This window comes from Actinoallomurus sp. NPDC052308 (genome assembly GCF_040679195.1).
GTDB classification, from domain to species: Bacteria; Actinomycetota; Actinomycetes; order Streptosporangiales; family Streptosporangiaceae; genus Actinoallomurus; species Actinoallomurus liliacearum.
This window is the reverse complement of record NZ_JBFAUM010000006.1, coordinates 128,172-147,148: the sequence shown is the minus strand read 5'-3', so window position 1 is coordinate 147,148 and position 18,977 is coordinate 128,172. Positions and strand designations below refer to the sequence as shown.

Annotated in this window: 17 protein-coding genes and 1 pseudogene; 12 read left to right on the top strand and 6 right to left on the bottom strand. The window is 69.5% G+C overall.

The genetic code is table 11. The features are described from left to right. Positions 1–252 precede the first annotated feature (252 nt). The 4 genes and pseudogenes from AB0L00_RS19520 to AB0L00_RS19505 all read left to right on the top strand — a co-directional run. The gene (locus AB0L00_RS19520; RefSeq protein ID WP_364435794.1) at positions 253–1,287 is read left to right on the top strand and encodes a lytic polysaccharide monooxygenase; all 1,035 of its coding nucleotides are present in this window, start codon (positions 253–255) and stop codon (positions 1,285–1,287) included. A 128-nt stretch (positions 1,288–1,415) separates the two neighbouring features. Next, positions 1,416–2,822: an endo-1,4-beta-xylanase gene (locus AB0L00_RS19515; protein ID WP_364435791.1), complete on the top strand. Its 1,407-nt coding sequence runs from the start codon at positions 1,416–1,418 to the stop codon at positions 2,820–2,822. 329 nt (positions 2,823–3,151) lie between these two features. Beyond that, positions 3,152–3,616 (top strand): hypothetical protein, encoded by a 465-nt coding sequence (locus tag AB0L00_RS19510; RefSeq protein ID WP_364435788.1) that lies wholly within the window; start codon positions 3,152–3,154, stop codon positions 3,614–3,616. A 160-nt stretch (positions 3,617–3,776) separates the two neighbouring features. Further along, positions 3,777–4,001 (top strand): annotated as a pseudogene (locus AB0L00_RS19505) (hypothetical protein); the annotation flags it as partial. Positions 4,002–4,153: 152 nt separating this feature from the next. Here AB0L00_RS19505 and AB0L00_RS19500 read toward each other — a convergent pair. After that, entirely contained in the window at positions 4,154–4,552 is a 399-nt protein-coding gene (locus AB0L00_RS19500) for an ATP-binding protein (RefSeq protein ID WP_364435785.1), read from the bottom strand. 23 nt (positions 4,553–4,575) lie between these two features. Between AB0L00_RS19500 and AB0L00_RS19495 the strand changes: the two genes are divergently transcribed. The 3 genes from AB0L00_RS19495 (at position 4,576) to AB0L00_RS19485 (ending at position 6,639) form a co-directional block, all read left to right on the top strand. Then, entirely contained in the window at positions 4,576–5,265 is a 690-nt protein-coding gene (locus AB0L00_RS19495) for a DUF5753 domain-containing protein (protein WP_364435782.1), read from the top strand. Continuing rightward, positions 5,265–5,360 carry a DUF397 domain-containing protein gene (locus AB0L00_RS19490; RefSeq protein ID WP_364435779.1) on the top strand — a complete coding sequence of 32 codons (96 nt, stop codon included), beginning with the start codon at positions 5,265–5,267 and terminating at the stop codon, positions 5,358–5,360. Before AB0L00_RS19495 ends, AB0L00_RS19490 begins: the two co-directional genes overlap by 1 nt. 190 nt (positions 5,361–5,550) lie before the next feature. Then, a complete protein-coding gene (locus tag AB0L00_RS19485) occupies positions 5,551–6,639 on the top strand; it encodes a hypothetical protein (RefSeq protein WP_364435776.1) in 1,089 nt (362 codons plus the stop codon). A 214-nt stretch (positions 6,640–6,853) separates the two neighbouring features. On the opposite strand, the gene AB0L00_RS19480 is transcribed toward AB0L00_RS19485, so the two are convergent. The 3 genes from AB0L00_RS19480 to AB0L00_RS19470 form a co-directional block, all read right to left on the bottom strand. Next, on the bottom strand, positions 6,854–8,833 hold the full coding sequence (locus AB0L00_RS19480) for a hypothetical protein (RefSeq protein ID WP_364435774.1): 1,980 nt from the start codon (positions 8,831–8,833) through the stop codon (positions 6,854–6,856). An 88-nt stretch (positions 8,834–8,921) separates the two neighbouring features. Continuing rightward, a complete protein-coding gene (locus AB0L00_RS19475) occupies positions 8,922–10,118 on the bottom strand; it encodes a HAMP domain-containing sensor histidine kinase (RefSeq protein ID WP_364435771.1) in 1,197 nt (398 codons plus the stop codon). Between the two features lie 7 nt (positions 10,119–10,125). Further along, complete coding sequence (locus AB0L00_RS19470) at positions 10,126–10,779, bottom strand: response regulator transcription factor (RefSeq protein WP_364435768.1); 654 nt, start codon at positions 10,777–10,779, stop codon at positions 10,126–10,128. Between the two features lie 189 nt (positions 10,780–10,968). Here AB0L00_RS19470 and AB0L00_RS19465 point away from each other — a divergent pair, with 189 nt between their 5' ends. The 4 genes from AB0L00_RS19465 to AB0L00_RS19450 are packed head-to-tail and all read left to right on the top strand — an operon-like array spanning position 10,969 to position 14,829. Beyond that, positions 10,969–11,532, top strand: coding sequence for a hypothetical protein (locus AB0L00_RS19465; protein ID WP_364435765.1), 564 nt, complete (start codon positions 10,969–10,971; stop codon positions 11,530–11,532). Beyond that, entirely contained in the window at positions 11,529–12,839 is a 1,311-nt protein-coding gene (locus tag AB0L00_RS19460; protein ID WP_364435762.1) for an HlyD family efflux transporter periplasmic adaptor subunit, read from the top strand. Before AB0L00_RS19465 ends, AB0L00_RS19460 begins: the two co-directional genes overlap by 4 nt. Continuing rightward, the gene (locus AB0L00_RS19455) at positions 12,836–13,606 is read left to right on the top strand and encodes an ABC transporter ATP-binding protein (RefSeq protein WP_364435759.1); all 771 of its coding nucleotides are present in this window, start codon (positions 12,836–12,838) and stop codon (positions 13,604–13,606) included. Before AB0L00_RS19460 ends, AB0L00_RS19455 begins: the two co-directional genes overlap by 4 nt. After that, the gene (locus tag AB0L00_RS19450; protein ID WP_364435756.1) at positions 13,603–14,829 is read left to right on the top strand and encodes an ABC transporter permease; all 1,227 of its coding nucleotides are present in this window, start codon (positions 13,603–13,605) and stop codon (positions 14,827–14,829) included. Before AB0L00_RS19455 ends, AB0L00_RS19450 begins: the two co-directional genes overlap by 4 nt. Positions 14,830–15,004: 175 nt before the next feature. Here the strand turns inward: AB0L00_RS19450 and AB0L00_RS19445 are convergent, their stop codons facing one another. Next, the gene (locus tag AB0L00_RS19445) at positions 15,005–15,952 is read right to left on the bottom strand and encodes an NADP-dependent oxidoreductase (RefSeq protein WP_364435754.1); all 948 of its coding nucleotides are present in this window, start codon (positions 15,950–15,952) and stop codon (positions 15,005–15,007) included. Between the two features lie 94 nt (positions 15,953–16,046). Here AB0L00_RS19445 and AB0L00_RS19440 point away from each other — a divergent pair, with 94 nt between their 5' ends. Continuing rightward, a complete protein-coding gene (locus tag AB0L00_RS19440) occupies positions 16,047–16,460 on the top strand; it encodes a helix-turn-helix domain-containing protein (protein WP_364435751.1) in 414 nt (137 codons plus the stop codon). 20 nt (positions 16,461–16,480) lie between these two features. Here the strand turns inward: AB0L00_RS19440 and AB0L00_RS19435 are convergent, their stop codons facing one another. Further along, entirely contained in the window at positions 16,481–18,793 is a 2,313-nt protein-coding gene (locus AB0L00_RS19435) for a xyloglucanase (protein ID WP_364435748.1), read from the bottom strand. Positions 18,794–18,977 lie beyond the last annotated feature (184 nt).

Here is an 18,977-nt window from a genome sequence, read left to right as displayed (position 1 = left end):
CATCCGGGGACCGTAACGAACCCGCGGCCGCTTCCGGCTTCTTTCGCCGCCGACCTTTTCAGCTGCTTTCACGGGCGGCCTGTCCCGGAGGGTGCGAACCCGCAGGTCGGCCGGGTTCGGCCCGGGCGCTCCCGCGGCCGTCGTTGACCCTGCCGAGACGCCGGTCCGATCCTGAGAACGCGCTCCCACCGCGCCCGAACTCCCTGCGGGTCGCATGCCCGGCCCGCGGGCAGATCGAAGGGAAACGGTGTCGTGAGAAAGCGACGGAGAAGCGCGCTCGCCGCGGCCCTCGGAATGGTGTCGATCCTGGTGATGAGCGTGTTCACGGGGACCCCGGCGTGGGCCCACGGGGCGTTCATGCAGCCGGGCAGCCGTACGTTCCTGTGCTGGAAGGACGGCCTCACCTCCACTGGAGAGATCAAGCCGCAGAACCCGGCGTGCGCGGCCGCGGTCGCCCAGAGCGGGACCAACTCGCTCTACAACTGGTTCTCCGTGCTCCGGTCCGACGGCGCCGGCCGTACGCGTGGCTTCATCCCCGACGGGCAGCTGTGCAGCGGCGGGAACCCGAACTACACCGGCTTCGACCTGCCGAACGCGAACTGGCCGGTCACGCACCTGACCAGCGGCGCGAACTTCCAGTTCCGCTACAACAAGTGGGCGGCGCACCCCGGCTCGTTCTACCTGTACGTCACCAAGGACGGCTGGGACCCGACCAAGCCGCTCACCTGGGACGAGATGGAGACCAATCCGTTCCTCGTCGCCGACCACCCGGCCGACACCGGCCCGGTCGGCAGCGTCGACGGCTACTACTACTGGTCCGGCAACCTGCCGGCCAACAAGACCGGCCGCCACATCATCTACTCCGTCTGGAGTCGCTCCGACAGCAACGAGACGTTCTACGGCTGCTCCGACGTGGTCTTCGACGGCGGCAACGGGCAGGTCACCGGCGTCGGCGACAGCAGCGGCGGCGGTGGCGGTGGAACCCCGAGCACGCCGTGCACCGCGACGTTCAAGACGACCGGTAGCTGGTCGGGCGGCTTCCAGGGCGAGGTCACGGTCAGCAACCCCGGGACCACGGCACTCAACGGCTGGACCGTGAGCTGGATGCCGTCCAGCGGCCAGACCATCAACAGCGTGTGGAACGGCACGCTCACCCTCAGCGGGGACATGGCGACCGTACGGAACGCCGACTGGAACCGCACCGTGAACGGCGGCGCGTCGACCAGCTTCGGATTCGTCGCCAACGGCTCGCCGGGCGCGTCGATGATCACCTGTTCGAGCCCCTGACCCGCCCGTACGGCGCGGCGGACCGCGCCGACTCCTGACCCACCGACCCGGCGCGGGGGAGCCCCGCTCTCCCCCGCGCCCCGTCATGCCCACGGCACATCTCACGAACACCCCTGGAGGAACTCAGCATGTCCTCGCCACTCCGGCCGAGACTCGCGGCCGTCCTGGCGCTGGCACTCGGCGTGCTCCTGGCGCTCACCGCCGTGGTGATGCGCCCGGCGTCCGCCGCGTCAACGCTCGACCAGCTCGCCAAGGCCAAGGGCAAGTACTTCGGTTCGGCGACCGACAACCCCGAGCTGTCCAACAGCGCCTACACGGCGATCCTGGGCGGCGGCGAATTCGGGGCGACCACCCCGGGCAACTCGATGAAGTGGGACACCACCGAGCCTTCGAGGGGATCGTTCAACTTCAGCGGAGGCGACACGATCGTCTCCTTCGCCAAGAGCCACAACATGATCGTCCGCGGTCACAACCTGGTCTGGCACAGCCAGTTGCCGAGCTGGGTGTCGAGCCTGCCGAGCAACCAGGTGCAGGCCGCCATGGAGAACCACATCACCACCGAGGTGACCCATTACAAGGGCCAGCTCTACGCCTGGGACGTGGTCAACGAGCCGTTCAACGAGGACGGCACCCTCCGCACCGACGCGTTCTACAACGCGATGGGCAGCGGCTACATCGCCGACGCGCTCCGCACGGCGCACGCCGCCGACCCGAACGCCAAGCTCTACCTGAACGACTACAACATCGAGGGCACCGGCGCGAAGAGCGACGGCATGTACAACCTCGTCAAGTCGCTCAAGCAGCAGGGCGTGCCGATCGACGGCGTCGGCTTCGAGAGCCACCTGGCGATCCAGTACGGCTTCCCCACGAACATGCAGCAGAACCTGCAGCGCTTCGCCGACCTCGGCGTCGACGTCGCCGTCACCGAGCTCGACGTGCGGATGCAGCTGCCCGCCGACACCACCAAGGTCAACACCCAGGCGCAGTACTACACGAACGTCGTCAACGCGTGCCTCGCCGTGACCCGCTGCGTCGGCATCACGATCTGGGACTACACCGACAAGTACTCCTGGATCCCCGGCACCTTCAGCGGTGAGGGCTCGGCCCTGCCCTGGGACGAGAACCTCAACAAGAAGCCGCAGATCTACGGCGCGATCAGCACGGCGCTCGGCGGCACGGGCGACGGCGGCACCCCGACGCCGACTCCGACCCCCACACCGACGCCCGGTAGCTGCAAGGTCGCGTACTCGGCCAACGACTGGGGGACCGGCTTCACCGCGAACATCACGATCACCAACGGGAGCTCGGCGATCAACGGCTGGACGCTGAAGTTCTCCTACGCCGGCAACCAGCAGCTCTCCCAGGGCTGGAGCGGCACCTGGTCGCAGTCCGGCAACACCGTCACCGTCACCAACGCGAGCTGGAACGGCGGCCTCGCCGCGGGCGCGTCCACCTCGGTCGGCGCGAACTTCACCTACAGCGGCGCCAACACCGCGCCCGGCTCGTTCACCCTGAACGGCACGGCCTGCGGCTGAGGGCCGGCCAACCGCCACCCGGGGGCCTCGCGTGCGGAGGACCGAGGCCCCCGGGCACCGCCCTTATCGCCGACCGCTTAATGAGTAATTTGTCCTCTTTTGTCGCCTTTCGGTCGGGCACCCGCCGAGCTTTTCGCGCGCGTGTCAGTGGAGGATCGGCACCGTCTCCCCGGTCGTCCGAGATGCCCCCTTTTGTTGCTGATCCGTTATGTCTATATCTGGCACGTCCGATATGTGAAGCTGCGATCATGATCGCGCCGTCCCGGATTCACAGGGGCGTGCCTGGGCGTTTCCCGCCCATGCGTGCAGAAGGCCTCAAGGAGGCAAGCATGAGAACGGCACTACGCCGTACCGCGCTGTCGCTTTCAGCGCTCACTCTCACCACCGCCGGAACCCTGTCCATCGTGAGTCCGGCCCACGCCGCCGCGAACTTCACGATCCCCGGCGTCTGCGGCAGCAGTTACCACGAGGTGCACAGCGAGACGAGGAGCGGCTACAACAAGACCTCGGACGGCTGGGGCACCGTCATCTACATCAAGTTCGGCTACAGCCCCAGCACCGGCAAGAACTGCGCCTTCGTCCAGAAGTCAACGACGAACTACTCCTACGGCGAGGCGTCGGGTCTCTCCATCGCCCTGCGGAGGAAGAGCGACAGCGCGTACGCGTACAACGGCGGCAGCTTCAAGTACTACGCCGGACCGGTCTACCTGTCGGCCCCGCACACCTGCATCAGCGCCGACGGCTGGGACGACTGGGCGGGCTCCTGGTCGACCGGCTGGTACGCCTGCGGCTGAGCACGTATAGGACGTGGCGTGCGGTCGATTCGTGCGACGGAAAGTACCGCACGCCACGGTCAAGCAGAGAACGTCGAACACGTACGTCCCGCGTCGCCTCGACCTCATCGGCCGCGACGCGCTCGTCACCACCGACATGGCATGACACCGCCCGGACGAACGTACGGGTGAGGCCGTCCACGCCTTCGTGACGATCCGGCCGCCCGGGATCACCCCGGACGCCCTCCGCTCCTGGGCGGGAGATCGCCTGACCGCCGACGCCGTACCGGCCACGATCACCGTTCTCGACGAGCTACCGGTCACCCCGCTCGGCAAGCCCGACAAGCGGACCCTCCGCACCCGGGCCACCGCGACGCCCCAACCGTCGATGACCGACCCGAGCTGACGGCCGCCGAGGGAAGGCGATCCGCCGAGGCTCTCCGCTGCGATGACCCCGAGAATCCTCGGCCGTACGGCCCCGCACCACTGCGACCGCTCCCACGGCCGACCCGCCGGCCCTCTGGCGCCTCGCACGCGGAGGACGACCTCCTTTGGATGTCACGGCCGTACCAAAGTCTCGGCGATCGCCGTCTCAACGAGCCGATTTCCCCTGGTTCGTCGGTTGTCTACTAGATCTTCACCGAGCTTTTCGTGTGCGAGCCACGAATCATCGAAGTAGTCGTCATTTTTGACGTCCTCGTCCTTTCGCGGGGCGGAAAAGACCATTTTTCCGACGAAGCCGCCGTGATCTATACGGCAGTAGCCGCATATAGCAGATAGTCGGGATATCGTCTTCAGTCCTCTTCCGTTCTCTCCTAGGGTGTCGATGACGTGGAAATCGGGGAACGTGGTTGATTCGTCTACCACCTCGATCCAGGGGCGGTAGTCCCACTCGCTGTAGTACAGGGTCGCCGGTCGCTGCGTGTGTCGGTAGGCGTTGGTCGCCAGTTCCGACACGATCAGTGCGGCGTTCTCGAGCCATGCATCTCTACTCCAACCTTTCCAACATCATGGCGGGCAGGAGAAAGATCAAAGAGGAAGACGCCAAGAAGCTCGACGCTCACTGGGAGCTGGGAGAGCACTTCACCCGGCTGGTGCGCTACGCCAAGCGAGACGGATCGAAGGAGTGGTTCCGCGAGTACCTGGACTACGAGGCCGCCGCGTCTGTGATCAAGGCGTACGAGGCTCTGGCCGTTCCGGGCCTCTTGCAACTCCCCGAGTACGCAGCCGCACTCATCGGAGAGCTGGGGACTCTGGAGGCGGAGGACCAGGTGAAGAGGAGAATCGCCAGGCAGGCGATCCTTGGCAAGAGACCTGCGCCCAACCTCTATGTCCTGCTGTCGCAGAACGCGCTGGAATGGCCGGTCGGAGGGACGGAGGTCATGCGCAAGCAGCTTGCACATCTGCTGGAGATGGCCGAAAAGCCGAATGTGGGCATCCGGGTCGTTCCCCGCTCCTGTGGAGCCCACGCCGGCTTCGATGGGAGCTTCACGCTGATTTACGGCGATGCAGGAGACGTTGCCTACATCGAGGCTCCTGGTCGAGGGCGTCTAGTAGAGTCGCCCTCCGAGGTCAGGGAATATTGGGACAGGTACGACCGTATCGGACAGGTTGCTCTTCCTGTCGCCCCCTCGCTGCGACTGATCCGAGAGGCTCTGGAGGCGCTGTGATGGACGATGGCATCGCTGCCGATGAGTGGCGGAAGTCCACCCGTAGCGGCAACTCTGGCAACTGCGTCGAGGTCGCAGAGCTCCATAGGACTTGATCGGTCAGTGACGGTGACTCGCAGCTGTCCGAAACGCTCGGCAACCGGCGCCTCGGCGGGCTGATTCGTCCCGGTGTGACAGCCGTCGGCCGGGTGTTCACCGAGCTTTCGGTGCGGCCCGTGTCACCGCCGTCGCTCCAGCGGTCGACCCGCCGACCACCGCCTCGATCTACCCTGGGACGCGAGCGGATTGCTGCGTCTCCTGGAGGAGTGGTCGAATCCGATGCTGACCCGGCGGACGTTCATGGTGGTCTCCGGTACGACGCTGACACGCCATGCGTGGCAGTGGTCCCAAGCACCGGTCCCGGTCCTCGCCTCGGCCGCGCGGGAGGGGGATCGCGTCACCGAGCCGATGCTCGAACTCGTCGAGGACATCGTCGCGCGATGCCGCCGACTGGATGAGCGGCACGGGGCCGCGGGTGCCGCCTTCGTCGCCGACCAGTTCGCCTGTGTGTCGCGGTTACTACGGCGGTCCCGATACGACGCGCGAACGGGTCGTCGCCTCACCTCGGCCCTTGCCCAACTGGCGCAGACCTCCGGTTTCATGGCGTTCGACTCCGCCCGGGACGGCGAGGCACAGCGCTGGTACCTGACCGGTCTTCGCGCGGCGCACGCCGCCGGTGACCGCGCGCTGGCCGCGAGCATTCTGGGCCTGATGAGCAATCAGGCGACGGAGATCGGCGAAACGGGGGACGCGCTGCAACTCGCCACGGCCGCGCAGGAGGCGGCCTCGCAGGGGTCGTCGACGGTGCGGGCGCTCATCGCCGCCCGCAGCGGTCTCGCCAGTGCGGCGGCCGGGGATCTGGCGACCTTCCAACGATTGCGGGCACAGACGCTGGAACTGCACGAACGTGGGGAGGCCGCTCCGCACTGGGCGAGTTACGTCACCCGGACCGAACTCGATGCCATCGCCGGGCGAGGCATGGTGGTCCTGGCTCGGCGGATGCCCACGCACCGGGGCCGTCTGCTGGCGGAGGCCGAAGAACTGCTGCGTGACCGGGCGCGGACCGATCCAACCGGCGAGCCGCAGCGTTCGGCGTTCCGGCACGGCGCATGGCTCGGGCTGGCTCATGCCCAAGCCGGCGACCTGGACCAGGCCCTGGCGGCGGCACATCGGTCCATGAACCGACTGCCCGGCGTGACCTCGGCGCGCAGCGTCGGTCTCCTCCAACGGCTCGGTGGTGAACTGGCCCCGCATGCACGCCGATCGCCTGAGGTGAAGAGCCTCCTCCGCGACCTCGAACGAAGGCTGCCACACGCGGAACCGCCGGGCGCATGACCGCACCGCGCCGTACGAAAGGCTCGGCGACCGGCGCCCTGCCAGGGCGCTTCGTCCTGATCGGTCCGTCGTCGGCGGGGCTTTTGCCGAGCTTTTCGTACGGTGCGTCAGCGCTGAGGAGTGGTGGCGCGCCTTGGGTCGGGCGTGAGAACGCGCCTTCTTCCGGCCCCGAGAGGGCGAAGAAGGCGCGTGGTCGCGTTGTCGGGGGGCGTGTCTACCAGTGCGGGACCTCTTTCTGGGTCCAGCGCAGGGTCTTCCTGTCGACGATGTCGATCTTCTTGCCGACGATCGACGGGGCTTCGTCGAAGGAGCATCGGCCGCCCGACGACGTGTCCTTGCACTCGACCTTGTTGCCGTAGGCGACCAGGAAGGAGTCACCGGAGTGGGTGACGGCCTTCACGGTCACCTTCACCTTCGACGCGCCCTTGGCCCGGTCGGTGTCGATGGAGACGACGGTGGGAGGCAGGAACCGCTCCCAGTCGAAGGTCGCGTCGGCCTTCGAGTACTTCCACTGCGGGTCCAGGAACTCCTTCTTCAGGTGCGCGACCGCCGCCGGGTCCTCGATGAAGTAGCCGTCGTCCTGCAGGAAGGCCGGGTAGGCGTTCTTCGAGCCGAGGTAGAAGACGCGGTCGTCGACCACGATCAGCTTGGTGTGCTGGGCGTAGGTGCAGGCCTCCTTCGGGTCGTCGCAGTTGATGACCTTGCCCTCGTCGTTCTTCTCCTTGCCCTCCCAGCGGGGCTTGTCGCTGCTGCGCAGCGAGGCGTACTGGAGGGTGTCCTGCATGACCTGAGCGGCTTTCTTGTCACCGCCCGCCTGCAGCGCGATCCGCTTGCGCAGCAGGTCCGAGAACTGCGCCATGTTCTTCATGGTGGAGTAGGCGTCCTCGTTGCCGGGCGTGGAGATGACGATGCGGACCTTGACCCCGTGGATCATCTTGGCGGCGACGTTGTCGAGCAGCCGCAGGTCGGCCAGCGGCTGGACGGCCTTGATGGGGCCGCCGATGCTCGCGCACCAGCCGTAGAGGTCCTGCTGGGAGAACACGATCGACTTGGTGGCGGTGGCCACCATCTCCCGCAGCGCGGTCTCCTCCGGGTTGACGGTCTGGTAGTCCCGGTCGCGGTTGACCACGTCCTTGTCGGCGAAGCTCAGCTTGCACTTGGCGTCGTCGGGCTGCTTGAGGTCGGGCAGCTTGTAGGTGGAGGAGTCGTCCTTGTGCTGGATGCCGACGCCGAGCCCGCCGACCATCAGCGTGTCGAGGTCACCGGCCCTGGCCGCGGCGGGCGGGTGCAGGGTCGAGATGCAGCCTCCGCCCGACGGGTACACCCACGATCCGGTGGTCGCCGCCCAGTTCAGCTTGTTGCGGTTGGCGCAGGTCCAGGCCCAGAGCCGGTTGACGTAGCCGGTCGCCGACGCGGCCGCGGGGCCTCGGATGGCCATCATCATGTCGGTGACGGGCTTCGGCGTTTGGACGTAGTTGTTGGTGTAGGTGTTGACGCCGCCGGTGATGACGGTCCTCCCGTCGACCACGAACAGCTTGGAGTGGTTCCAGGAGGGCGTGTAGCCGCCGATCGGGACGCCCGGCGTTCCCGAGTACGAGGTCGTCATCGTCGCCACGTTGAAGGTGATGTTGCGGGCCGCGGCGCCAATGGTCTTCTTCGCGGCGTCGATCCAGTCGTCGCCGTTCACCGTGGCGGGCAGCACCGGCGCGCCCAGCAGCATCCTGAAGGTGATCTTGTGCTTCTCGGCCGCCTTCTTCAGCCCGGCGACGATGGCGTCGCGGAAGTAGCCGTCCGGGAAGGTACGGCACGGTGAGGGCAGCGGCAGGACCAGCTTCTCCGGGCAGCCGAGCGAGGTGATGTCGACGGTGCTGGTCGCCTCGCCGATATTGCTGGTGATCTTGTTCAAAAGCCGCTTGGTGCCCGGCCGGTCGGCGGGCGGGCAGGGGTCGTGACCCCAGCACTGCGGTGTCTGCAGCAGCCAGTCCCCCGCCGAGTCGTCCAGCCGGTTGCCGCTGCTGCGTTCCCAGACCTGGTGTTCCAGGCCCGGCGACACGTGCCGGACCGCCCGCTCGATCTGATCGAGGTAGGGCGTCGGCGACGCCGCGGCCGAGGCCACGTCGTGGGTGGCCGCCCCCGACGGGGAGACGGCGGCGGTGAACGCCGTCACCGTCGCCGCGATGATGATCGTCTTCATGTCCGCCACTCAACCCAGCGGGACCGCCCGCCCGGTCGTCAGCCACACCCCGCGCCGGTAAAGCGATGATCCAGAAAGCACAGGGCGCTCACGGGAACCGGACCTCGACGTCCAGGCCGCCTTCCGGGCGGGCGTGCGCCGTGACGGTGGCGTCGTGCGCGGCGGCGATGGCGCGCACGATCGACAGGCCCAGGCCGTGGCCGCCGTCGTCGCGGGCGATACGGCCGGCGAGGCGCTGGAACGGCTCGAACAGGTCCGCCACCCGATCCGGCGGGATCACCGGCCCGGTGTTGCGCACGGACAGGACCGCGCGTCCGGCCTCGGTCGTCGTACCGACCTCCACGCGGCCGCCGGGAACGTTGTAGCGGACCGCGTTGTCGAGAAGGTTCGCGACGAGGCGTTCGGCCAGGGCCGGATCGCCGGCGGCCGGGGCGGGAGGCGTCCGCGTCTCGATCCGGAGCCCGAGCCGGTCGACCTGCGGCCGGGGTGCGAGCAGCGCCTGACCGGTGAGCTCGGCCAGGTCGAAGCGCTCGCGGCGCTCCAGCCCGCGTTCGCCCGTCGCCAGGGTGAGGAGCGCTTCCAGCAGGCGTTCCTGCTGCTCGCTGATGGCGAGCACGCGCTCCGACGTCGCCCGGAAGGACGCGAGCGTGGCGGTGCGGTCGGTGAGCGTCTCCTCCAGCAGCGCGTGCTCCAGCGTGAGCGGGGTGCGCAGCTCGTGCGCGGCGTTGGCGACGAAGCGCTTGTGCGCGCCCAGTGCCGTCTCCAGTCGGCCGAGGAGGCCGTCGACGGTGTCGGCCAGGTCCTTGAGTTCGTCCCGGGGGCCTTCGACGGCCAGCCGTTCGTGCACGTTGCGCGCGGAGATCCGCTGGATCGTGGAGGTCATCGTCCGCAGCGGGCGCAGCACCCGCCCGGCGACCAGCCAGCCCAGGACGACCGACACCACCATCATGATCGCCAGTGCGATGCCGGACTGGACCAGCAGGGCGTGCATCTGGGCCGCGTGCTGCCGGGTCACCTCGGCGTCCAGCCGTGTGCTGAGGCGCTGCAGGTCGGGCGGAAGGGGCTGCTGCGTGAAGGCCCCGCCGCCCGAGACGACGGGTCCGATCCCACCGGTCCGGTAGAGGACTCGCCGCGGCCCCGTGGCGTGCCGGACGAGCAGGTAGGTGACCCCGAGCAGGATGGCGCCGGAGACGGCGAACAGCACGCCGTACAGGGCGGTGAGCCGCAGGCGTACGGTGCGCGGCCGCAGACCGGCCGGGACGCGGGGACGAAGCAGCGTGAGCATGGGGCCTTCAGATCCGGTAGCCGCCCCGGGGGACGGTCTCGATCACGGGTGGGGAGCCGAGCTTCGACCGCAGGCGGTTGATCGTCGCCTTGACCGTTGTGGTGAACGGGTCGGTCGCCTCGTCCCAGACCCGTTCGAGCAGTTCCTCGGCGGGCACGACCCGGCCCTGCGCGCCGAGCAGGTACTCCAGCACCGCGAACTCCTTGGGGCTGAGGGCCAGGCGTGCGCCCGCGCGGAAGGCGGTCCGCTGTGCGGGGTCGAGCCGTACGTCGCCGCGCGCGAGGACCGGCGGCAGGGCCGGCTGCGCGCGCCGGGCGAGCGCGCGGACGCGGGCGACCAGCTCCGCGTAGGCGAACGGCTTGGGCAGGTAGTCGTCGGCGCCGAGGCTGAACCCCTCCACGCGATCCGCGATCGTGGCCGACGCGGTCAGCATCAGGATCCGGGTGCGCGGTCCCTTCGCGGTCAGGGCGGCGCAGACCTCGTCACCGTGGACCTCGGGCAGGTCCCGGTCGAGCACGACGACGTCGTAGTCGGTCAGCGAGGTGCGGTCGAGGGCGTCCTGCCCGTCGTAGGACACGTCGACCGCCATCCCCTCACGGCGCAGCACCCGCGCCACCGAGTCCGCGAGTTCGACCTGGTCCTCCACCACCAGCACTCTCATCCGCGTACGCCTCGCGGTCCGGTCAGGGCGGTCTGGTCCATGCCGTCAGCATGCCCGACGACCGGTCACAGGCCGGTCACAACGGCTCGCACCGTGCTGTGACCGGCGGATCCGTACAACTGGCCTCGCAACGAACGGCCGCCGGGCCACGACGGTCCGACGGCGTCGATATCGCAGAGAGGCCGAGACATGGACGACACAGCCGGCATGCGCACCACCCCGACCACGTCGCGACGGACGCGACGCGGCCGCCCGCTCGCCGCGGTACTCCTGATCGCCGGGCTGGCCCTCACGGCCTGCGGGGGCGGTTCCGGCGGTTCCGCCGGCGCCTCGAGCTCCGCGGCGGCCGGCTCCGGCGGGAGCGCCGGGCAGGGGGCGGACTCGGGGAAGGCGGTCAAGTACGCCGAGTGCATGCGCAAGAACGGCGTGCCCGACTTCCCCGACCCGCAGGACGGCAAGATCCAGATCAAGGCGGGACCGGGCAGTGACATGAATCCCGACTCGCCGCAGTTCAAGGCCGCCGACCAGAAGTGCAAGGCGTACGCGCCGAGCGGCACCGGGATGGGCGCCCAGGACAACACCGCGATGCTGAAGTTCGCCGCGTGCATGCGCAAGAACGGCGTGCCGAACTTCCCCGACCCACAGGGCGGGAAGATGATCATCGCCAAGGGCACGGGGGTCGACCCCGACTCGCCGCAGTTCCAGGCGGCCCAGAAGGCCTGCCAGAAACTGATGCCCGGCGGCCTCCAGTGAGCGTGGAACGGCCGGGGAGCACGCGCGTCCCCGAACCGGACGCGGCGTCCCCCGGCGACGCGCCCCCGCCCGGCGACGAACCCGGACGGGACCTGACGCGCTCCGACGCCGCCGTACCCGTTCGCGCGGCCGAGCGGGAGACGGGAACCTCCACCGGGACGGCGGAGATCGCCGACGCCGGAACACCCGGTCGGAAGAGGCCGCGCGGGCGGCGACGCCGGTTCGCGCGCATCGGCGGGGCCATCGTCGTCCTGGCGGTCGCGGCGGGCGTCGTGATCGTCACCGCCGATCCGTTCGGTGACCGGAAGAAGACGCCCCCGCCGACGACCGGCGGTGAGTCCCTCGCGTCCGTCCGGCAGGGCCCGCTGTCGTCACAGGTCGACCAGAGCGGAACCCTCTCGTACGTCGCCCGGGCCGACGGGACGCCGTACTCGGTCGTCAACCACGCGGACGGCGTCTACACCTGGGTGCCGCGCGCGGGCGACGAGATCAAGTGCGGGAAGGTCCTCTACTGGGTCGGCGGCACGCCGGTGCCGCTGCTGTGCGGCACGTGGCCCGCCTATCGCGACCTGTCCGAGGGCGACAGCGGCAAGGACGTGCGGGAGCTCAACCGCAACCTGGTGAAGCTCGGCTACGCCGACGACGCGGACCTGGACCCGGACTCGAAGTACTTCGGCTCGGCCACCGCCACGGCGCTCGAGAAGCTGCAGGACAAGATCGGTGCTGAGGAGACCGGGTCGCTGAAGCTGGGTTCCGCCGTGTTCCTGCCCGGCCCGCTCCGGATCACCAAGGCGGCGGCGCAGCTCGGCACGAACGCGCGGCCGGGGGAGCCGGTCGCGCAGGCGACCTCGACCGACCGCCAGGTGACCGTGAATCTGGACGCGTCGCAGCAGTCCCAGGTCAAGGTCGGGGACAAGGTGGAGATCACCCTGCCGGACAACCGCTCGACCTCCGGGAAGGTCCGCCGCATCGGCGCGGTCGCGACCTCGTCCTCCGACCAGAAGGACTCGGCCGGCGCGACGATCCCGGTGTACGTCACGCTCACGCGTCCGAAGGACGCGGGCGGCCTCGACCAGGCGCCCGTCCGCGTGCAGATCACGACCGGCGGCGTCAAGGACGCACTGATCGTGCCGGTCACGGCGCTGATCGGCCGGTCCGGCGGCGGGTACTCGGTGGAGAAGGTCGACGCGCGGGGCGCGCACGGCGTCGTACCGGTCACGCTGGGGCTGTTCGACAACGCCGACGGACTGGTGCAGGTGTCGGGGAACCTCGCCCCGGGCGACCGAGTGGTGGTGCCCGCGACATGAGCGTGACGCGAGTGGCCCTGGAGCTGGAGGCGGTGACCAAGGTCTACGGAGAGCGGTCGCCCGTCCTGGCGCTCCGGGGCGTGACCTTCAGCGTCCGGAAGGGCGAACTGGTGGCGATCGTCGGGCCGTCCGGATCGGGCAAGACGACGTTGCTGCACGTCATGGGAACGCTGGAGCGGCCCACCGGGGGCACGGTCCGGATCGACGGGGTCGACGTCGACCGTCTCGACGACGGCGGCCTGTCGGCGCTGCGGGCCCGCAGCATCGGGTTCGTCTTCCAGCAGTTCTTCCTGGCCGAGCACTCGACCGTGCTGGACAACGTCGCCGACGGGCTGCTGTACGCCGGCGTCGAGGTCCGCGAGCGGCGGAGGAGGGCCCTGGCGGCGCTCGAACGCGTCGGCCTGGCCGACCGGGCGTCCGCCCGGCCGACCCAGATGTCGGGCGGACAGCGCCAGCGCGTGGCGATCGCCCGGGCGCTCGTCGGCCGGCCGGCGATCGTGCTCGCCGACGAGCCGACCGGCAACCTCGACAGCGTCACCGGCGCCTCGATCATCGAGCTGCTGCACGAGCTCAACGCCGAAGGCGCGACGATCGTCGTGATCACGCATGACGCCGAGCTGGCCGCCGGGCTGCCCCGGCAGGTGCACGTACGCGACGGGCGGATCGTCTCGGACAGCGCCCAGGACCTGGACCCCGGCGACCGGGCGACGAGCGTGACCGCCGGCGCGTACGCGCCCGTCGGGGTGGAGCAGGAGGGCCGCTCATGACGACGCTCGTCCCCGCCCGGCTGCGGCCGGGTGATCGAGCGCGGGTGGCGAGCGTCGGGCTGCGGGCCCGGCGGCTGCGGTCGGCACTGTCGGCGCTCGGGATCGCGATCGGCACGGCCGCGATCGTCGCGGTGCTGGGACTCTCGTCATCGTCCCAGGCCGGTCTGCTCAACGAGATCGACCGTCTCGGCACGAATCTGCTCACCGCCGACAGCGGGCAGAGCTTCAGCGGGGACGCGGCCCAACTGCCGCTCGAGGCGCCCGCCAGGATCTCGCGGCTGAAGGCCGTCGAACAGGTGGCCGACACCGCCACCGTCACGACCGCGAACGTGTACCGCAGTCCGCTGATCCCCCCGGTCAGCACCAACGCGCTGAAGGTCAGGGCGGCCGGTCTCAAACTGCTGTCGGTGGTCGCCACCGGCGTCGCCCAGGGCCGCTGGCTGAACTCCGCGACCGCCACGAAGCCCGTCGTGGTGCTCGGCGCGGTCGCCGCGCAGCGGCTCGGGATCGACAGGGTCCGCCCGGGGCAGCGCGTCTGGCTCGGCGGCCAGTGGTTCTACGTCGGCGGAATCCTCCGGCCGGCGGTGCTGGCACCGGAGATCGACACCAGCGCCCTGGTCGGGTATCCGGCCGCGCAGCGCTATCTGAACTACACGAGCGTCGTTCACGGCACGGTCACGCCGGGACCGCCGAGCACCATCTACGTCCGTTGCCGGACGGATCAGGTCAACGCGGTGCATGAGGTGCTGGCCCAGACGGCCGACCCCGAGTCGCCGAACGAGGTCGACGTGAGCCGGCCGTCCGACGCGCTCACCGCCCGCGCCGCCGCGAGCGGTGCGTTCAACAGCCTGTTCCTGGGACTCGGCGTCGTCGCCTTGATCGTCGGCGCGGTCGGGGTGGCCAACATCATGATCATCTCGGTGCTCGAACGCCGCTCCGAGATCGGTCTGCGCCGCGCGCTCGGCGCGACGAAGGGGCAGATCCGCACGCAGTTCCTGTCCGAGGCGATCGTCCTGGCGTTCCTCGGGGGCGCGGTCGGGGTGGCGGCCGGTGTCCTGGCCACGGCCGTCTACGCCGAGACCAAGCACTGGGCGATCGTCGTTCCGCTGGAAGCGTGGACGGGCGGCATCGGCTCCGCGATCCTGATCGGCGCCCTCGCCGGCCTGCTCCCGGCCCTCCGCGCCTCGCGGATGGCCCCGACGGAGGCCCTGCGAACCGTCTGACCCGTACGGTCCTGATCGCCGAGAGCTCTCCGCGAACGCGAGGGCTCTCGGCGATCGCGCGCTCTCGCGAGGACACCACGGCGACCTGCGTTCATGATCCACCGGTGCGGGTGACATCCGACGTACGTGCCCGACCGCCGGCTCGGGCGACGTCATCGAACCTCACGCGGCCTTCTCAGACCGTGATCGCGAGCTTGCCCTGCACGCCGCCGGCGGCCAGCACCTCGTGCGCCTCGGCCAACCTCTCCAACGGGAACACCTGCTGCAGGTGCACTCGAAGCCTCCCGGCCTCGACCAGCTCGGTCAGTGCCTCCAGGCCGGCCGGGTCCGGCTCCACGCCGACCGCCGCGAAGCGTACGCCGGACCGCTCCGCCAGCTCCGGCAGGGTGGTACTGAGTCGTTCCACCGCCGTCACCAGCACGCCGCCCTGCCGCAGCACGCCGAAGGAACGCTCGGCGTTCCCGCCGCCCAGGGTCTCCAGTACCACGTCCACCGGTGCGTCCCGGAGCACCTCGGTGTAGTCCTGCGTCCGGTAGTCGATCAGCTGGTCCGCACCCAACCCGCGCAGGAAGTCGTGCTTGGCCGCGCTCGCCGTGCCGATCACCTCCGCGCCGAGGTGCTTGGCCAGCTGCACCGCGACGTGCCCGAGCCCACCGCCCGCACCGTGGATCAGTACCCGTTGCCCCGGCCGCAGCTGCGCGATCTCCACCAGCGCGTGCCAGGCGGTCAGGCCGACGAGCGGTAGCGCTGCGGCCTCCTCGTGGCTGATCCCCGCGGGCTTGCGAGCCAGCTGGCGTGCGGGGGCGACCAGGTATTCGGCGTTCGCCCCGGCCGCGGCCGGGAAATACGGCATCCCGTAGACCTCGTCGCCGACCTTGAACCGGTGCACACCCGGATCGACCTGCTCGACCACCCCGGAGACGTCCCAGCCAAGGGCGAAAGGCGGCTCGCCCAGCAACGGGAAGGCGCCGGAGCGGACGAACAGTTCGACGGGGTTGACGCTGGTCGCCCTGACCCGGACCAGCACCTGCGTCGGTCCAGGTGCCGGTTTGGGCGCGTCGTCGACGAGCTCCAGCACCTCGGGGCCGCCGAAGGTCTTCTGGGTGATCGCACGCATCGTCATGCACTCCTGTTCGAAGAGTCGTTCGGGATGTCCCTATCCTCGGTAAGGCGGTATCCGTTGAACAGAAGGCACTTAAAAGGTATATAGGTACCTTATGGGTACTACTGACAACCTGCGCTTTTATGGCGGCGCGGATGCCTATCTGGCCGCCTGCCCCTCCCGTCAGATCCTGGACGTACTCGCCAACAAGTGGACCATGCTGGTCATGGGTGCGTTGTCCGGCGGCCCGATGCGCTTTGGCGAGCTGCGACGCCGCCTGGACGGCATCACTCAGAAAATGCTCACCCAGACCGTACGTACCCTGGAGCGGGACGGCCTGGTCATCCGTACGGTCTACCCGACGATTCCGCCAAAGGTGGAATACGCGGCCACCGAGCTGGGCGAGAGCGTCACCGCGCTGATGCACGCGATCCGCGCCTGGTCCGAGGAGAACATCAATGCCGTCCTGGACGCCCGCGACGCCTACGACGTGCGGGCCGCCCAGGAGGTACAGCCGGTCACGGCCTGATCGCCTCGGCGAGCGACCCGCTACCCGCCGGTGCGGTCGCCGTACATGACGCCGCGGCCGTTGGTGCCGACGTAGACGCGGCCGTAGACGCGCGGGTCGCCGGTGATGGCGGCGCCGATGTTGCCCCACTGATGGGCGTCGTCGTTGATCCGCACCCAGGTGGCCCCGGAGTCGTCGGACCGGAAGACGCCGCGGACGCCGCCCACCTTGGCGATGACGTACAACGCCGGGTACGTCTTGCCGGTCGCGGCCTTGCCGAAGCCAATGTTGTCGGCCTCCTGGACGTTCGACAGCTTCGTGAACGTCGCCCCGGAGTCGGTCGAGTGCCACAGGCCGTACGCCGAGCCGGAGGTGCCGCCGGCCAGCCAGATGTCGCCCTCGTGGCCCGCGACCGCCTTGACGTGGCCGGAGGACGGCAGGCCGGTCGCGGCGGTGGCCGTGAAGGTCGCGCCGCCGTCCGTGCTCACGTAGAGGCGCCCGCCGGACAGGCCGTAGAACTTCTTCGGGTTCACCCGGTCGGCGGCGACCCGCGCGCCGGACGGGATGCCGGACGAGGCGGTCCAGGAGTTGCCGAATCCGACGGAGTAGTACACGCCCGTGCCGTCGGGGCTCCACACGAACCGGGACCCGTCCGCTGCCGCCGCGACCGTACCGCCGCCGGTCACGCCCGGCGGCTCACTGCCCTGCCACCAGTTCGCGCCGCCGTCGGTGGAGAAGCCGACCCGGTTGACGTTCGGGCTGGCCGACTTGTCGACGTTCCCGACGCGGACCATCCAGCCGGGGTTCGTCTCGGCGTAGTCGAGGCTCGTCGTCGTGGTCAGATTCGGCTGGGTGAACATCATCGACGGGATCGTGTCGAGGTCGGTGTGGCGGAAGCCGCCGATGTCACCGAGGGCCGACAGCAGGTGCGCGTCGCCGGACGGCGGGCTGATCAGGTCGTTGACCGCGGTCTCCTCCAGGCCCTTGACCATCGGCTTCAGCGTTATCTGCCCCCCGGCGTCCCAGTTCGTCAGGTTCGTCGTGCCGTAGATCGTGGCGCCCGTGCCGTACATCATCCGCGCGGAGTCGAACGGGTCGATCTCCAGCGCCTCGGTCATCCAGCCGAGCTTGGGCGTCACCTCGGGCGGCTGCGGGTTCGCGCCGAACGTCAGCCACGGCACCGAGGACACGTCCAGGGCGTAGCGGAACGTACGGTTCGGGTAGCTGCTCCAGTCCCAGATGCGGGTCCAGGTGGCGCCGCTGTCGGTGCTGCGCCAGATCATCGTGTCCGGCCACCAGGAGCTGTACCCGGTCACCATGAGGGTGCCGGGGTGCTGCCGGTCGACGCTCAGCCCGCTGTAGCCGTAGTAGTCGTCGCCGCTGGACGCCGGGATCGGGCTGATGTCGGTCCACGCGCCGGTCGCGGTGTCGTAGCGCCACACCTGGCCCTTCGATCCGTCGTACGGGCCGCCCTTGTCGCTGGTCGCGAGGTAGAGGTAGCCCTTGGTCGTGTCGAGGACGCCCTTGTGCGCGAGGTATCCGGTTGGCTGGCCGGCGAGGCGCTGCCAGGTGGAACCGCCGTCGGTGGAGCGGTACACGGTGTTCTGCGGATCCGCGACGCCCACGTAGATGGTCTTCGTGGCGTTCCCCGAACTGCCCGTGCGCTTGTCGAACGTCACCCACACGACGCCCTGGTCGTCGCTGAGGTAGCCGGAGGAGTCGCTCGGGTCCTGCTTGTACGTCCCGGGGTTCGGGAAGCTCGTCACCTTCGCCCAGGTGGCGCCGTAGTCGGTGCTGCGCCACAGGCCGTTGCCGCTCGGCGCGCCCAGGTAGAGGACGCCGTCCTTGTTCGGGTCGATCGCCAGGCGTTCGCCCATGCCCTGGCCGGGCATGTTCCCGCCCAGCTTGAACGGCAGCGGCGTGGCGGTCCAGCTGTCGCCCTTGTTCGTGGACCGCAGGATGGCGCCGTTGTTCGGGTCCCAGCTGTTGGTGTACATACCGGCGGCCACGTACACGCGGTTCGGGTCGACGGGGTCGGTGGCCAGGCTCGCGGCACCCATCCAGCCCCAGTTCGTGAAGCCGATCGAGTCCAGCAGCGGCGTCCAGGAACCCGTCGACTGGTTCCAGCGGTACACGCCGCCGATGTCGGTGCGGGCGTAGATGAGGTTGGCCTGCGACTGGTTGAACACGATGCTCGGCACGAACCCGCCGCCGCCGATCTGAACGTTGCGCCAGGTGTACGACTCCGCGGCGGAGGCCGCGCCGCCGACGGCGACCTGACCGGCGACGCCCGCCAGGACCGTGATCACGGCGACCAGCGCGACCGTGAGCGCGCCGACCGGATTTCTGCGCATTGACGGACTCCTCTCTCGGCAGCGCCACCGGTGGGAGGGACAGAGGCTGCCGATCGAGGATGACGCTCACCCCGGCGCGTCGAGACCGTCAACGATTCGACGTGCCGTTCGATCGTCTTTCACGGGTCGCCGCCGCGACCAGCGGAGACGACGGTGAGAGCGGCCGCGCGGAGCACGCCGTTCG

Excerpts from the sequence above, each read along its gene's own strand:
- AB0L00_RS19475 (WP_364435771.1), bottom strand. The coding sequence starts at position 10,118 with ATGCTCACGCTGCTTCGTCCCCGCGTCCCGGCCGGTCTGCGGCCGCGC.
- AB0L00_RS19510 (WP_364435788.1), top strand. The coding sequence starts at position 3,152 with ATGAGAACGGCACTACGCCGTACCGCGCTGTCGCTTTCAGCGCTCACT.
- AB0L00_RS19440 (WP_364435751.1), top strand. The coding sequence starts at position 16,047 with ATGGGTACTACTGACAACCTGCGCTTTTATGGCGGCGCGGATGCCTAT.
- AB0L00_RS19445 (WP_364435754.1), bottom strand. The coding sequence starts at position 15,952 with ATGACGATGCGTGCGATCACCCAGAAGACCTTCGGCGGCCCCGAGGTG.
- AB0L00_RS19470 (WP_364435768.1), bottom strand. The coding sequence starts at position 10,779 with ATGAGAGTGCTGGTGGTGGAGGACCAGGTCGAACTCGCGGACTCGGTG.
- AB0L00_RS19435 (WP_364435748.1), bottom strand. The coding sequence starts at position 18,793 with ATGCGCAGAAATCCGGTCGGCGCGCTCACGGTCGCGCTGGTCGCCGTG.
- AB0L00_RS19465 (WP_364435765.1), top strand. The coding sequence starts at position 10,969 with ATGGACGACACAGCCGGCATGCGCACCACCCCGACCACGTCGCGACGG.
- AB0L00_RS19495 (WP_364435782.1), top strand. The coding sequence starts at position 4,576 with ATGCATCTCTACTCCAACCTTTCCAACATCATGGCGGGCAGGAGAAAG.
- AB0L00_RS19450 (WP_364435756.1), top strand. The coding sequence starts at position 13,603 with ATGACGACGCTCGTCCCCGCCCGGCTGCGGCCGGGTGATCGAGCGCGG.
- AB0L00_RS19515 (WP_364435791.1), top strand. The coding sequence starts at position 1,416 with ATGTCCTCGCCACTCCGGCCGAGACTCGCGGCCGTCCTGGCGCTGGCA.
- AB0L00_RS19480 (WP_364435774.1), bottom strand. The coding sequence starts at position 8,833 with ATGAAGACGATCATCATCGCGGCGACGGTGACGGCGTTCACCGCCGCC.
- AB0L00_RS19490 (WP_364435779.1), top strand. The coding sequence starts at position 5,265 with ATGGACGATGGCATCGCTGCCGATGAGTGGCGGAAGTCCACCCGTAGC.
- AB0L00_RS19455 (WP_364435759.1), top strand. The coding sequence starts at position 12,836 with ATGAGCGTGACGCGAGTGGCCCTGGAGCTGGAGGCGGTGACCAAGGTC.